The sequence below is a fragment of the Paenibacillus azoreducens genome, assembly GCF_021654775.1.
GTDB classification, from domain to species: domain Bacteria; phylum Bacillota; class Bacilli; order Paenibacillales; family Paenibacillaceae; genus Paenibacillus_AQ; species Paenibacillus_AQ azoreducens.
The window spans coordinates 1,331,745-1,346,356 of sequence record NZ_AP025343.1; the positions used below are offsets into that span (position 1 = coordinate 1,331,745).

General features: G+C 47.8%; 10 protein-coding genes and 1 CRISPR repeat array. All 10 genes read left to right on the forward strand.

The window, feature by feature from the left end; all coding sequences use genetic code 11:
- Nucleotide 1 precedes the first annotated feature (1 nt).
- The 10 genes from cas7c to L6442_RS05665 all read left to right on the forward strand — a co-directional run bounded on the left by cas7c (nucleotide 2) and on the right by L6442_RS05665 (nucleotide 14,594).
- Entirely contained in the window at nucleotides 2-862 is an 861-nt protein-coding gene (cas7c, locus tag L6442_RS05620; protein WP_212977716.1) for a type I-C CRISPR-associated protein Cas7/Csd2, read from the forward strand.
- Entirely contained in the window at nucleotides 852-1,523 is a 672-nt protein-coding gene (gene cas4 / locus L6442_RS05625; protein WP_212977715.1) for a CRISPR-associated protein Cas4, read from the forward strand. The genes cas7c and cas4 overlap by 11 nt, the downstream gene beginning before the upstream one ends.
- Complete coding sequence (cas1c, locus tag L6442_RS05630; RefSeq protein ID WP_212977714.1) at nucleotides 1,507-2,538, forward strand: type I-C CRISPR-associated endonuclease Cas1c; 1,032 nt, start codon at nucleotides 1,507-1,509, stop codon at nucleotides 2,536-2,538. The genes cas4 and cas1c overlap by 17 nt, the downstream gene beginning before the upstream one ends.
- Nucleotides 2,539-2,547: 9 nt before the next feature.
- On the forward strand, nucleotides 2,548-2,838 hold the full coding sequence (gene cas2, locus L6442_RS05635; protein ID WP_212977713.1) for a CRISPR-associated endonuclease Cas2: 291 nt from the start codon (nucleotides 2,548-2,550) through the stop codon (nucleotides 2,836-2,838).
- 169 nt (nucleotides 2,839-3,007) lie between these two features.
- Nucleotides 3,008-4,909: a CRISPR direct-repeat array (repeat unit 32 nt; unit sequence GTCGCATCCTATGTGGATGCGTGGATTGAAAG).
- Between the two features lie 571 nt (nucleotides 4,910-5,480).
- The gene (locus L6442_RS05640) at nucleotides 5,481-6,431 is read left to right on the forward strand and encodes a carbohydrate ABC transporter permease (RefSeq protein WP_212977712.1); all 951 of its coding nucleotides are present in this window, start codon (nucleotides 5,481-5,483) and stop codon (nucleotides 6,429-6,431) included.
- Between the two features lie 2 nt (nucleotides 6,432-6,433).
- Entirely contained in the window at nucleotides 6,434-7,246 is an 813-nt protein-coding gene (locus L6442_RS05645) for a carbohydrate ABC transporter permease (protein ID WP_194231974.1), read from the forward strand.
- A 37-nt stretch (nucleotides 7,247-7,283) separates the two neighbouring features.
- Nucleotides 7,284-9,644, forward strand: coding sequence for a glycoside hydrolase family 65 protein (locus L6442_RS05650; RefSeq protein WP_212977711.1), 2,361 nt, complete (start codon nucleotides 7,284-7,286; stop codon nucleotides 9,642-9,644).
- Between the two features lie 175 nt (nucleotides 9,645-9,819).
- Nucleotides 9,820-11,619, forward strand: a complete 1,800-nt coding sequence (locus L6442_RS05655; RefSeq protein WP_212977710.1) for a sensor histidine kinase — start codon at nucleotides 9,820-9,822, stop codon at nucleotides 11,617-11,619.
- A complete protein-coding gene (locus L6442_RS05660; protein WP_212977709.1) occupies nucleotides 11,616-13,211 on the forward strand; it encodes a response regulator in 1,596 nt (531 codons plus the stop codon). The genes L6442_RS05655 and L6442_RS05660 overlap by 4 nt, the downstream gene beginning before the upstream one ends.
- A gap of 111 nt (nucleotides 13,212-13,322) precedes the next feature.
- Nucleotides 13,323-14,594 (forward strand): ABC transporter substrate-binding protein, encoded by a 1,272-nt coding sequence (locus tag L6442_RS05665; RefSeq protein WP_212977708.1) that lies wholly within the window; start codon nucleotides 13,323-13,325, stop codon nucleotides 14,592-14,594.
- The last annotated feature ends 18 nt before the right edge of the window (nucleotides 14,595-14,612 follow it).

The window sequence follows — 14,612 nt, forward strand, 5'->3', positions numbered from 1 at the left end:
GATGTCAGTATTAGATCATAAAATCGATTTTGCCGTCGTGTTATCTGTAAAAGGCGCTAATCCCAATGGAGACCCGTTAAACGGTAATCGTCCAAGACAAAATTATGACGGGCATGGAGAAATATCGGATGTGGCGATTAAACGGAAAATCCGAAACAGGCTGCAGGATATGGGAGAACCGATTTTTGTACAATCTAATGACCGAAAAACCGATGCGTTCAGCAGCTTAAGAGAACGTGCCGATGCGAATGAGGAACTGAATAAAATACTGAAATCAAAGACAGCATCAGGCGATGATTTTGCTAAAATCGCATGTGAGTCCTGGATCGATGTCCGCAGCTTTGGGCAGGTGTTCGCGTTTAAGGGTGGGGCGGATAAAGGCGTATCCGTAGGTGTGAGAGGCCCTGTATCAATTCATACGGCGACCAGCGTTTTACCAATTGATATTACCAGTATGCAGATCACGAAAAGCGTGAACTCGGAGCCGGGGAAGGACCGGGGATCGGATACGATGGGGATGAAGCATCGCGTGGATTTTGGTGTATACGTTTTTTATGGCAGCATCAATACTCAACTGGCTGAAAAGACAGGCTTCTCAAACGAAGATGCAAACAAGATCAAAGAAGCGCTGGTAACATTGTTTGAAAATGATGCATCGGCAGCCAGACCGGACGGAAGTATGGAGATTCATAAGGTATACTGGTGGGAACATAATTCAAAATTGGGTCAATACTCTTCCGCCAAAGTACATCGTTCATTAACCGTAGAACCACGTGTTGAGGAACCAAAATCTTTTGATGAATATGTTATTGAACTCACGGAGCTTGATGGTCTGAAGGTTGAGATTCTGGATGGCCTATAATGATGAAGATGATTATTTGATGCTGTCTGGCATCCAGCATTTTCAATTCTGCAAGCGGCAATGGGCACTCATTCATATCGAACAACAATGGGAAGAGAATGTAAAGACGATCGAAGGGCAGTATCTCCACCGCAATGCAGACCAACCGTTTACGAGAGAAAAGCGCGGCGATAAACTTGTCGTCCGCGCGATGTCTGTCAAGTCGCATGAACTGAAGATGAGCGGCATTTGCGATGTGGTCGAGTTCGTACAAGATAGCCGTGGAGTAGAGATTAATGGAGCCGAGGGCAAATATTTAGTTTTCCCGGTTGAGTATAAACGCGGCAAGCCTAAAACGGATGAGTCGGATGTGCTGCAATTGGCTGCTCAGGCAATCTGTCTCGAGGAGATGCTGCTATGTGAAGTACAGATGGGCTTTATTTTTTACCAAGAACTGAAACATAGGGTTGAAGTGTCACTAACGGATGACGTAAAACAAAAAGTCAGATCGGTTGTGGCTGAGATGCATGATTATTATAAGCGTGGCCATACTCCCAAAGTTAAAACTGGTCCATTTTGCAAAAATTGTTCGCTCCATTCCATTTGCTTGCCATCCCTAATGACAAAACGGACTGTGCGAAGCTATATAGAAGGGAAGATCCGGGATGAAGCGTCTTCTTAATACGTTATATGTCACGCAACCAGATATATATTTATCACTGGACGGGGATAATATTGTGTTGCTGAAGGAACAAGAGAAGGTTGGACGTTTGCCGCTGCACAATCTGGAATCTATTGTCGCTTTTGGTTATACGGGCGCCAGTCCGGCACTAATGGGGTATTGTGCGGAGCGGAATATAGCGATCACATTTATGACGATGAGCGGGAGGTTTTTGGCTCGTGTTATTGGACAAAGCAAAGGGAATGTGGTGTTGCGTAAGAAGCAGTATCTTATCTCTGCGGATGAATCTTTGTCTGTAAAAACTGCCCGCAACTTTATTATCGGCAAAATATATAACCACAAATGGATAATTGAGCGAATGACTCGCGACTATCCGCTTCGAATTAATGTGGCTGAATTCAAGGAAATTTCCGGGCAGCTATCATCCATTATTTTAGATGTAAGAGCGTGCGAGGACCTAGAGCGGTTAAGAGGATTGGAAGGACAAGCTGCATTCAGCTACAATAAGGCGCTGGGACAAATGATTTTGCAGCAGACAGACGATTTTTATTTTCGTTCCCGCTCTCGTAGGCCTCCGCTGGATAATATGAATGCGATGCTTTCTCTGGCGTACACATTGCTGGCAAATGATATGGCTGCCGCCCTGGAAGCGGTTGGGCTGGATGCCTATGTTGGATTCCTGCACCGGGATCGTCCCGGGCGGGCATCTTTGGCACTTGATGTTATGGAAGAGCTGCGGGGAGTCTACGCTGACAAATTTGTTTTGACCTTGATCAATAAGAAGATTGTAAACAAGGATGATTTTTATACAAAAGAAAACGGCGCTGTTTTGATGACAGATGAGGCCAGGAAGAAATTTTTAGCGGCATGGCAAAATAAAAAGCAAGAGAAAATAGAGCATCCGTATTTGGGCGAGAAAATAAGCTGGGGACTGGTTCCGCATGCTCAAGCATTGCTACTGGCGCGTTATTTGCGCGGCGATCTGGATGAATACCCTCCATTTTTATGGAAGTAGGTGTTTGATTTGTTAGTTCTAGTCACATATGATGTAAAGACAACAAGCATGACCGGGCAGCAAAGATTGCGCCGAGTTGCAAAGCTATGCCAAAACTACGGCCAAAGAGTTCAAAATTCGGTATTTGAATGCATCGTAGATGCAACTGAGTTTGCTCTTTTAAAAATAAAACTGATGGAAGTTATCGACCAAGAACAGGACAGTATCAGGTTCTATCAGCTTGGCAACAATTACAAAAACAAGGTGGAGCATTTTGGAGTTAAAGAATCCCTGGATCTTGAAGGTCCATTGATTCTATAGTAATTTGACGGTGCGAACCCCAAGTGCACATGCATTTCCCGGGGGATTCGCACCAGAAATATCTTGATATTTATCCATAAATGTTATTTTATGTATATAAGTGTTCGTAAACAAGTATGTTTTCGACAAAAAAGTACTGGTTTTCAGGCTTTTTTACTTGAAAATCGGAGTCGCATCCTATGTGGATGCGTGGATTGAAAGGTATCCATTGGCGCACCTGAGACGGTCTATCATGTCGCATCCTATGTGGATGCGTGGATTGAAAGCATATGATTTTAGTACAATTACTAGAATGTTATTGGGTCGCATCCTATGTGGATGCGTGGATTGAAAGCACTCTTCTTGGTTTGTTTCACAAGCTGGTTACCAGTCGCATCCTATGTGGATGCGTGGATTGAAAGACCTCCTTCTCCCCCATCGTCCTTTTTAAAAAGTGGTCGCATCCTATGTGGATGCGTGGATTGAAAGGTCGGCATCATCCTGGAGCTTTACGAGTTGATCTTGTCGCATCCTATGTGGATGCGTGGATTGAAAGAACATACGCCGGATCCAGTATATGGAGCGAGGTAGTCGCATCCTATGTGGATGCGTGGATTGAAAGCAAAAAGGGAGAATAATAAATGGAATTTTACATGCCGTCGCATCCTATGTGGATGCGTGGATTGAAAGAACCATTAGTTTCGAATCTTGGTTTGATCAACTTGTCGCATCCTATGTGGATGCGTGGATTGAAAGAAATGTTGCAAACGGCAACCCTGCCGCACGTTTTACGGTCGCATCCTATGTGGATGCGTGGATTGAAAGACTGATTTGATTTGCAAAATTTGTATTGGTGTCCAGTCGCATCCTATGTGGATGCGTGGATTGAAAGCGATTGAGATAAGTCAAACCCTCCTACGCACGGCCTAGTCGCATCCTATGTGGATGCGTGGATTGAAAGTGGACTGCTCATCTGCCAAAGATGCTGATGAGCTGGTCGCATCCTATGTGGATGCGTGGATTGAAAGATATCATCCGGTTTAACAACGTCGGTCATTTTCGTCGCATCCTATGTGGATGCGTGGATTGAAAGCCTTTAGGAGCGCCCGGCCCCCGTTTAGTAACGTTGTCGCATCCTATGTGGATGCGTGGATTGAAAGTGAGCAGCTGCTTCGATTGCGGCATTGATCCGCGTCGCATCCTATGTGGATGCGTGGATTGAAAGTCCGCGGGTACTGGAACGCCCTGGCCGTTTTTGTAGTCGCATCCTATGTGGATGCGTGGATTGAAAGGAGACAGCCAGGAATTCGCAGCTGCGGGAAATCGTCGCATCCTATGTGGATGCGTGGATTGAAAGTTGAATGTTATCGTTGGTATTCTCAAACTTTACTGTCGCATCCTATGTGGATGCGTGGATTGAAAGATATCAGCAGAACAGAGCTAGAAAAAATCAAACGTGTCGCATCCTATGTGGATGCGTGGATTGAAAGCACATCAACACGCAAAGTACCACCAGTACGACCGTCGCATCCTATGTGGATGCGTGGATTGAAAGGTCGTGGTACAATTTACCTCTAGATTCACCGCCTTGTCGCATCCTATGTGGATGCGTGGATTGAAAGTCAAGAAGTTGCTGGAACTGATCCATTTGAAGCAGTCGCATCCTATGCGGATGCGTGGATTGAAAGTGATCTCGGGCTCCCTAAAAGTTGGTTAAGGCCTAGTCGCATCCTATGTGGATGCGTGGATTGAAAGGTCGTGGTACAATTTACCTCTAGATTCACCGCCTTGTCGCATCCTATGTGGATGCGTGGATTGAAAGTCAAGAAGTTGCTGGAACTGATCCATTTGAAGCAGTCGCATCCTATGCGGATGCGTGGATTGAAAGACCCCTTGCGTTTGGAGACGCGTAGCCACTCGCTCGTCGCATCCTATGCGGATGCGTGGATTGAAAGTGATCTCGGGCTCCCTAAAAGTTGGTTAAGGCCTAGTCGCATCCTATGCGGATGCGTGGATTGAAAGGTATCGATGCTGATCGGAAATGGAAATGATGTGACTCGTCGCATCCTATGCGGATGCGTGGATTGAAAGATAGTTTGCCTTGGACTGCTCACGTGATGTAATTCCGTCGCATCCTATGCGGAAGCCAACCATCCCGGTAGTACCAAAAATTATGACCACGTCGCATCCTATGCAGATGCGTGGATTGAAAGATTGGAGATTATTTGTATCTCTTGCAGTAACAACAGTCGCATCCTATGTGGATGCGTGGATTGAAAGTTTTAGATGGAAGCCATCAATGCCTCGACCTGAACCCGTCGCATCCTATGCGGATGCGTGGATTGAAAGTTGTCTGCCCATGATGTGAACTGGATCTTCACTAGGTCACATCCCTCATAGATGCACGGTTTTATGTTCACAACTGCAAAGCTCCCCACTCCGGTCTCATTCTGCACTCGCTGCAGCTTGAGACTTTCTTATGTTCCATACCTCCAAAGAAATCGCAAATGTAAAAATCCTCGGAGTGTTGTAAATATCCTCTATTTCAGTCTAGGGGCTCCCTTTTTATGATGAATATAGATTCTTTGCTTTCTCTGAAAGCGAGGGCGGGGAGTCGGACTATCTTACGAAAAAGGGTTTCGTAAAGCGGAAGGAGTAACAACATGAAGCCGAAAATAGACACACAGCGCTCCATGATTAAACCGAACAGGAGCTTACATGCCAGGCTGGGCAGGCTGGGAAGTTCATCGACGTTTGTTGGCTATTTGTTTGTAGCCCCCATCCTGATTTTGATGGGAATCTGGTTTTATTATCCTCTGATTCAATCGTTTATTTACAGCTTGCAGGATATCAGTTTTTTGAACCCGGATGCGGCCAAGTTTGTCGGTCTCGGCAACTATATCGAAATTGTTAAGGATAAGGATTTTTGGACCGCCTTAAGCCATTCCGCGCTGCTGACAGTCGTGGCGGTGCCGCTGCAGGCGCTCATCGCGCTCGTGATTGCGGTCAATTTGAACAAGGTCAAGCGGATGAAAGGCGTGTTCCGCACTTTGTATTACATGCCTTACATTACGTCCACGATTGCCGTGACGACCGTATTTATGTATTTGTTCATGCAGCACGACGGGATTGTCACTAAAGCGCTGGTTTGGCTTGGATTCCCGGACATTTCCTGGTACGCGGACGTGAAATATGCGCTTCCGTTTCTGATGATCTTAACGATTTGGACTTATGTAGGCTTTTATATGGTGGTATATCTTGGGGGGCTGCAAACGATTCCTAACGATATATATGAAGCGGGCCGCGTTGATGGCGCTAATGGCTGGCAGCAATTCTGGAGGCTTACCGTACCGATGCTGAAGCCGGTAACTTTCCTGGTCATCATGTCCGGGATTATCAATGTCATGCAATTGTTCGACCAACCGTATGCGCTCGCGAGAAACGGATCTCTGGGCAGCCCCGCCGGCGCAACAAGCACCATCGTGACGTACTTCTACAGCCAGGCGTTCAGCTATAACCGTTCCGGCTACGGCAGTGCGGCTGCATTTATTATCTTCGCGATTATCATAACGCTGTCCATGCTGCAAAAACGCTTTATCCGGGAGGAGATCTAAACATGGAAAACCGTAAACATAGCTTCTTCCGATATCTGTTGCTGATCGTTTTCTCCATATTTTTCATCGTGCCGTTCGGTTATGCGATTTATACGTCGCTTTTGTCCAAAGCGGACATCGGCCATTTGGTAATACCTACGAAATGGACGTTTGAGAACTACAAGGACGTTTTCGTGAATTCGGATCTGCTGATCTGGTACAAAAACTCCATTATCGTAACACTCGGCATTTTGATAGGGAACCTGATTGTCAACACGATGGCTGCTTATTCTTTGGCCCGTTTGAATTATAAGGGGAGAGGAGTCGTGTTTTTCTTGATCATCGGGATGATGATGGTTCCTTACCAGGTCATGATTATTCCGATTTTCTCCATGATCGTCGATTTGAAATGGATGAACAGTTATTATGGCTTGATCATTCCGTTCCTGTTCCAAGGATTTCTCGTCTTTTTGATGCGCCAGTTCTTTTTGACGATTCCGAAAGAGCTGGAGGAGGCCGCGGAGGTCGACGGGTTAAACAAAATCAGCATTTTCTTCCGGATCATGCTGCCGTTATCCAAAGGCGCGCTCGGTACACAGATTATTTTCAGCTTTACCGGAACATGGAACTCCTTCGTATGGCCGGTTACGCTCGTGAACGACAGCCGCTGGTACGTGCTGACAGTCGGTCTGAACACGCTTAAAAACCGTTATTTTGAATGGCCGAACCTGACGATGACCGGCGTTGTGCTGCTGACCGTGCCGATCATCATCGTATTCCTGATTTTCCAGCGCCAGATGGAGCAAGGGATTGCCACCACGGGCCTGAAAGGATAAACCGATTCGAAGTAGAGGATAGATAGGGGGAAGAAACTTGATCGGATATAAAGCAAAAGACGCGCTTCAGAATGGATGGGTCATCTCGGAAACTGCTTTTGATGCCAGATATTTGGCTAAATTCGAAACGATTTTCAGCCAAGGCAACGGCTATATGGGACTTCGGGCGGCAACGGAAGAAAGTTATGCGGGAGAACGGCGCAATTTGTTTGTTGCCGGCACGTTTAACCGCTTTGCGAATCAGGAGGTGACCGAGCTGCCGAATGCCGCGGATATGCTTCAGCTTGACATTCGCTTGAACGGCATCCCTTTTCATTTGGAAAAGGGAATGATTCACAGCTACCGCCGGGAGCTTGATCTGCGGCAGGGCGAGCTTCGCCGCGACATCGTCTGGGAGGATGGGCAGGGAGCGCAGTTCAAGCTTTGTTTCAGGCGTTTTGTATCAATGAGCAACCTGCATCTGCTGGGGATGAGGGTGGAAATTACGCCGCTCACGCAACCTGCCGAGATTTCCATCGTTTCCGGGATTAACGGGCAAATGACGAACTCGGGCGCACAGCATTTTCTTGAAGGAGAGCGCCGGATATTCGAGAAAGAACTGCTGCAGCTGACTGCCGTAACCTCGCAATCGAACATGGAGTTCGTGCATACTTCCGCGCATCAGTTGTACCGGAGAGGGACACGCCTTCAGGCTTACCCATCGCCAAGCATGGAACGCCGCAAAGTGCGGCTGACATACCGGGTACAGGCCGACGCTGGCGAGACCATTTCGCTCGATAAAATCGCTTCGGTCCATACAAGCATCGATGCCGACTGGACAGGGGAGCAGAACGGCAGACCGCCGCTTGCTGAATTCGCCAGAGATAACCTGCTTGCAGCCGCATGCAAAGGTTACGATCAGCTGTTTGAAGATCATGCTCAGGCATGGCAGCGCCGCTGGGAGAGTACCGGCATCGAAATCGGCAGCAGCGATGACTTTGATCAGTTGTCCATCCGTTTTGCCCAGTACCATCTCGCGATCATGACGCCTGCCCATGACAGCCGCTTCTCGATCGGTGCCAAGGGACTGACGGGTGAAGGTTATAAAGGGCATGTGTTCTGGGATACGGAGATTTTCATTCTCCCTTACTTCCTGTACACCGAACCGGGGACGGCGCGCAAGCTTGCGGAATACCGGTATCATACCCTGAATGGCGCCAGAAAAAATGCGCTTGACCGCGGGTATCGCGGCGCAATGTATCCTTGGGAATCGGCTGTTACGGGAGAAGAGGAAACGCCGGAGTGGGGACCCGTCGATGTCGTGACTGGCACGCCGACGTATATTTGGACGGGAAAAATCGAGCAGCATATTACCGCAGACGTTGCTTATGGAGCATGGCATTATTATCAGGCAACGGGCGACCAGGAGTATATGGACCGCTATGGTTATGAAATCGTGATGGAAACCGCGACTTTCTGGGCCAGCCGGCTGGAGTGGAATGAAGAGAAGCAGCGGTACCACATCACGGATGTGATCGGTCCGGATGAATATAAGGAGCATGTAAGCAATAATGCGTACACCAACTACATGGCCTATTGGAATATCAAGAAGGCTATCGAATGTACCCGCCGGTTAATGCAGACTGGCAATGAGGTTTACACTCGTCTGGAACAAAAACTTTCGCTTAACGAACGTTTGAAGGAATGGGAGGAAAAAGCCCAGCGCATTTATTTGCCGCAGCCTGATGCAGAGTCGCTCCTTATCCCGCAGGATGATACTTATTTGGAGTTGCAGGTCATTGATTTGGAAAAGTACAGAAATCAGGAGCAGGTGGCTTCCATTCTCGCCGACTACAGCATGACGCAGCTCAGCGATATTCAGGTATCCAAGCAGGCGGACATTCTCGTCTTGTTTTACTTGCTGGAGGATTGGTTTTCCAAAGAGGTCAAAGCGGCCAACTGGCATTATTACGAACCCAAAACGCTGCATGACTCCTCGCTCAGCCTTTCGACTCACAGTTTGCTGGCCTGCGATGTTCATGATCTGGACCTTGCATATGAAATGTTTGCCAAGGCGGCGCGGATCGACCTCGGTACGAATATGCACAGCTGCGATGAAGGGATTCACGCTGCTTCGATCGGGGGCATTTGGAAGGCAGCCATCATGGGCTTTGGCGGCGTTCGTTCCTGGGAAGGAATGCTTCGGCTGAATCCGATGCTGCCCAATGCCTGGGAGCGGCTGTCCTTCCCGCTGTACTGGCAGGGCGTACGGCTGCAGGTGACGGTCACGCGCGATCAGCTGGTAGTAGAACGTATATCTTCCGAAGCAAACGCGGGAAGCGATCTGCGGGAAATGAACATTCTTATACACGGCCGTCCATACGCGCTGAAGGATCAGCTGATCATAAATTCATTCTAGATCATAGATTAGTGCATCTGTATGCAGGCTGAATCGGACTCCCAGTGACAGGTTCAGCTGTCGCATACTTTTTCTATTGAAGGATTTTCCAAAATCTTGGTTGCTAAAAAGCAGTCGGATCGAATATGATTTCGTCATATACCGCCTTATTTCTACCAAAAACGGAGGGTGGATCATGCTGAAATGGAAGCGATTCCAAGATCGCAGTATCCGGCAGAAAATGTTTCTCACCTATGCGCTCTTGATGATTGTTCCGCTTTTGGCGATCAGTATTTCTTTTTATACATACGCCATTTCGATCTTTGAGACCCGCATTGTCAAGTCGTTTGAGGAAACGAACCTCCAAATGATGTCGACCGCAGACAATTTTATCAACAATATGATCAAATCTTCGGAGCAGCCTTTTTATGACGAGAAGCTGATGGGGATTTTGGCCAAGGATTATTCCCGCGCCACCTATGAAACATTTGAAAAAAGCATGGATTTCCGCTATATCAGCGACGGTGTTTTCAAAAATTTAATGACATTCAATCCGAGTATCGATTCGATCCTGATTTATCCGCAAAACAGCTCGTTGATTTACCGCAGAGGGTATAATACGACCTTTAACTACAAGTACACTCCGGTTCATGAACCGTGGTACCAGCAGATTCATAACAATGCGGATAAGCCTGTTCTGCTCGGCCTGCATGAGGAAAAGCAGATGTATGCCAAGCCGCGGAAGATGCTGTCGGTCGGCCGGGTGTTGATCGATGCGGATTCGTACCGGAAGATTGGCGTGCTGCTGGTCAATTTCAGGGTTGAGCAGCTGGAGAAATTGTTCAGCGGACTGACTGACAAGCGGGATGTCAATCAGGTCATTATGGATGGGAAAGGAACAGTCATATTTAGCACGACGCCGGGTATGGTCGGGAAAAACCTAATTGAACCTTTATCGCAAATAGGGCCGGGCAGCAAGGAGTATTATGTCGTCCGCCACGTGTCCAAAGTCTCGGGATGGCAATTTTACAGTGTCGTACACCGTAATCAGCTGTTTGCGGAGATCAATAAACTGCGCGACTTTACCGTGCTGCTGTTTGTGCTGCTGGTTGCCGTCGGATTTGTTATTGCGTTTCTGGTGTCCGGCAGCATTTCGAATCCGATCCGAAGACTGAACCGGTTGATGCGCAAGGTAGAGAGGGGAGATTTCGACGTGACGGCCCGGCAGGACAGTCTGGATGAAGTCGGTCATTTATCCCGTTCCTTTAACCGGATGACGGCGGAAATCAAAGATCTGATCGAAAGAATCAAGCTGGAGGAGAAAAAGAAGCGGAGCGCCGAACTGAACGCGCTGCAGAACCAAATCAATCCCCATTTCATCTATAATACGCTGTCGGTAATTAAATGGATGTCCCAGGCGCAAATGGCCGACAACATTACGGAAGCGATCGACGATATGATCAAGGTTTTGTCTTTCTCTACGCGAAGCACGCAGGAGTATGTGTCCATCGAAGAGGAAATGGCGTTTATTCGCAGCTATGTCGAATTGCTGCAGCTTCGCTATTACAACATATTTGACTGCGAGATGGAAGTTGCGCCGGATGTGCTGCACTATCGCACCCTTAAATTTATGGTTCAGCCTTTTGTGGAAAACGCGGTATTTCATGCTTTTACCTCGCAAGACCGCCATTACGAATTAAACATTCGGGTAGAAAAAACGGATGACAATGACATTCAATTCATCATCAGAGATAACGGGATAGGCATTGGCCAAGAGCGGCTTCATGAGCTGCTGGAGCGGGAGTGGTCCGATAATCAAACGATAAATTCCATCGGCATCGGCAACGTGTCGCGGAGACTGAAGCTGCATTACGGAGAAAAGTATGGGGTAGTGATAGACAGCACGGAAGGGTTAGGGACATTAGTGTGCATTCGTATTCCCGCAATGGAGCAAAATCCTGTTCCCCATGGGCCAAGGAAGGAGGAAGCGGTATGAGAATCATGATTGTGGACGATGAGACGTTTATCAGAGTGAACTTCAAGACTTTTTTGGATTGGGAACAGGAGGGCTACAATCTCGTAGGCGAAGCTGCCAATGGGGAGGAGGCGCTGGCAAAAATCGAAGAGCTGAAGCCTCATGTCGTATTTCTCGATATTCGGATGCCGGTGCTTGACGGACTAAGCGTGCTTCAGGAGCTGCAGCGAAGAAAATTCCCGTGCAAAGTGATTATCCTGAGCAGTCACAACGAATTCGACTATGCCAGGGAAGCGCTAAGGCTGGGTGCCTGCGATTATATTCATAAGCCCAATCTGACCCGGACCGCGGTGCTGGAAGCATTGGACAGGATTCAGAAGCAGATCAGCCCATATGCTGATATGGGGCAGTTTCCGGTTCAGCAGGAGAAAAACCGCTCCGAATTGAAAACACTCTTTTTGCGGGATTTGGTTATCGGCGTGATCCGTCATAAATGGGAGATCGACCAAAAGACCGAACAGTATCAGCTGCAGCTGAAGCAGCCGAATGTATGCTGCATTGTGATGCATATCGATCAATACGAACAGGTGATGGAGCGGTATAAAAAGGGAATGGGGCATCTGCTCGGATTCTCCATTCTGAATATTTTGCAGGAAGTGCTGAGCCGGTACGACGAACTGGAATTGTTCCAGACCAATCCGAAAGAGTTTGTCATTCTTAAATCCTTTTCCAATGTGAGAAGCATGAATGAAATTTTGGAGGAGCGCTGGCGGCTGCTTCGCAAGGTCGAAAAAACGCTGAAGCAATTTTTGAATATTCATGTCAGCTTCAGCATCAGCGGGCTGCATTCCCGTCTTCTGGATATTCCAAAAGCTTACCATGAAGCGCAGGAGGCGGCGGAAATGCTGTTCTTCGAAGTCCAAAGCAACGTTGCCGTTTACGAACCGGTCGCTTCCCGGAATGAAAAAGACAGGGCGGCTCTTGCCCATTACGAACAGCGAATCAGGAAGGCCATAACGGAGAAAAAAATGGCGGATGCGATGAAGATACTCCATGAGATGTTCGCGGCAATCAAAGAGCGGCGCCCGGCGGACCGGCATGAAATATTGGAGCTGTGCGTCAATTTGCATTACCTGATTCAATCGCATTTACGGGAAGACCATCCGGGGACGGAGACAGCCGGGGTGCAGAAGCTTATGTCAGCCGAGCGGGCCGAGTTTTTGCATGGGATGCTTGTACAGGAGCTGGAGGATTTGTCCGCGAGCCAGGCGGAAGACAGCTCATCGTCCAACTACAAAATCAAGCGTGTGATCGACTACATACACCAAAATTATGCCCATGATTTGACGCTGGATGAACTTGCCGGTTATGTCGGTTTGAATAACAGCTATCTCAGCAGAATTTTCAAGGAGCAAACCGGCTCCATGTTAATTCCTTATATTAACGGGTATCGGGTAAAAAAGTCGCTTGAGCTGCTGAAAGAAGGAAAACTGAAGACATATGAAATTGCGGAAAAAGTTGGTTTTAACAGCATTGATAACTACTATCTAAGCTTCAAAAAAATATACGGCCTTCCCCCGAACGAATACCGAAAAACTTGCATGGGAAAGTAAAATATCGCGGAGATATGTAAATATCCTCTGTTTGCCGGGTCCTACGCGCCAGCTAATATGAAGTTAACACCGATCAGGGTGAATTTAGTAATGACGAAGGGGTAATGGCAGATGAGAAAGAAAGCATTCCTGTTATTGTGCTCCCTCATGCTGGCGCTTACCGCGGCGGGGTGTGGATCCAAATCCACCGAAGGCAGCAAAGGCAGCGAGCCGGGCAGCACCGGAGAGACAAGCGGGGACAAGAAAGAAACGGTTGAAGTCACGATGGCTTATTGGGCCAATGCTTCGGAACAAAAGAACTTCGAATACATGGTAAACGGACTGGAAAAAGAATATCCGAACGTTAAAGTCAAAATGCAGATGTACCCGACGAGCGATGAGTTCTGGAAGGCGATTCCATCCGCGATTGCAGCCGGCGTAGGCCCGGATATCATTGCGATGTCCGATGAAGGCAACTACGAATATATCAAAAAAGGCGTTCTGGCTCCGCTGGATGATCTGATCACGCAGGTCGGTTTCGAAAAAGACAGGATTACGGGATCTTTGTACAAAGGCTGGACGGATGACAACAAGCTGTACGGCATTCCTTACGATTCGTCGACTTCCATGCTCGCGATCAACAAAGCGATGTTCGAAAAATCAGGCATCACCAAGACTCCCGAAACGATGGATGAAGTTGTTGAGCTGGCCAAAGCGATGACAACGAAGGATGTCAAAGGGATTATCGGCAGCATCGATCCATTCCACATCACGCAATATGTACACGCTTTCGGCGGGGATTGGGGATACGGCAAAACGATCAATTCCAAAGAAAATATCGCCGGCGTTCAGTTTTTTGTCGATCTTTTTCTGAAGCATAAGGTGGCCATCGCTCCGATCGAAGTAGGCGCGCCATGGGATGGAGAAGTGTTCAGCCAGGAAAAAGGCGCAATGTCGACGGCAGGTCCTTGGTACGTCGGTCATTTGAAGGAAGCCAATCCGAATATGAAAATGATTGCTTTGCCTATGCCTAAAGGGACGGTAGCGGCACAAAGCGCGTATTCTCACGGGTTGTCGATCTTGGCAGGCAGCAAGCATAAAGAAGAAGCCATGCAGGTGATCAAGTATGCGCTTCGCGACGACGCGCAGCTGAATGCCATTGAAGCGGTTGGATATTCCCCGGCTGTTTCTTCTCTGCTTCCAAAATACCTGGAGAAGAACCCTGAATTGAAACCGGTGTTTGACAATATGGAAAAAGTGGGCATGCCTTTTGCTTATCCAGAGCAAACCAAAGCGTTCCATGCCGACCTTTTGAAAGGGGTAGAAGAAATTATCTTCAAGCAAGACGGATTGACCGTTGAAAAGCTGTTAAACGATCTGCAGAGCAAATACGGGCAAAACTAGTGAATCAGTTGCAGGCAA

Bases quoted from the DNA above. Each gene is read 5' to 3' on its own strand.
- L6442_RS05660 (WP_212977709.1), top strand. From the start codon at position 11,616: ATGAGAATCATGATTGTGGACGATGAGACGTTTATCAGAGTGAACTTC.
- L6442_RS05665 (WP_212977708.1), top strand. From the start codon at position 13,323: ATGAGAAAGAAAGCATTCCTGTTATTGTGCTCCCTCATGCTGGCGCTT.
- L6442_RS05640 (WP_212977712.1), top strand. From the start codon at position 5,481: ATGAAGCCGAAAATAGACACACAGCGCTCCATGATTAAACCGAACAGG.
- cas7c (WP_212977716.1), top strand. From the start codon at position 2: ATGTCAGTATTAGATCATAAAATCGATTTTGCCGTCGTGTTATCTGTA.
- L6442_RS05655 (WP_212977710.1), top strand. From the start codon at position 9,820: ATGCTGAAATGGAAGCGATTCCAAGATCGCAGTATCCGGCAGAAAATG.
- L6442_RS05645 (WP_194231974.1), top strand. From the start codon at position 6,434: ATGGAAAACCGTAAACATAGCTTCTTCCGATATCTGTTGCTGATCGTT.
- cas1c (WP_212977714.1), top strand. From the start codon at position 1,507: ATGAAGCGTCTTCTTAATACGTTATATGTCACGCAACCAGATATATAT.
- cas4 (WP_212977715.1), top strand. From the start codon at position 852: ATGGCCTATAATGATGAAGATGATTATTTGATGCTGTCTGGCATCCAG.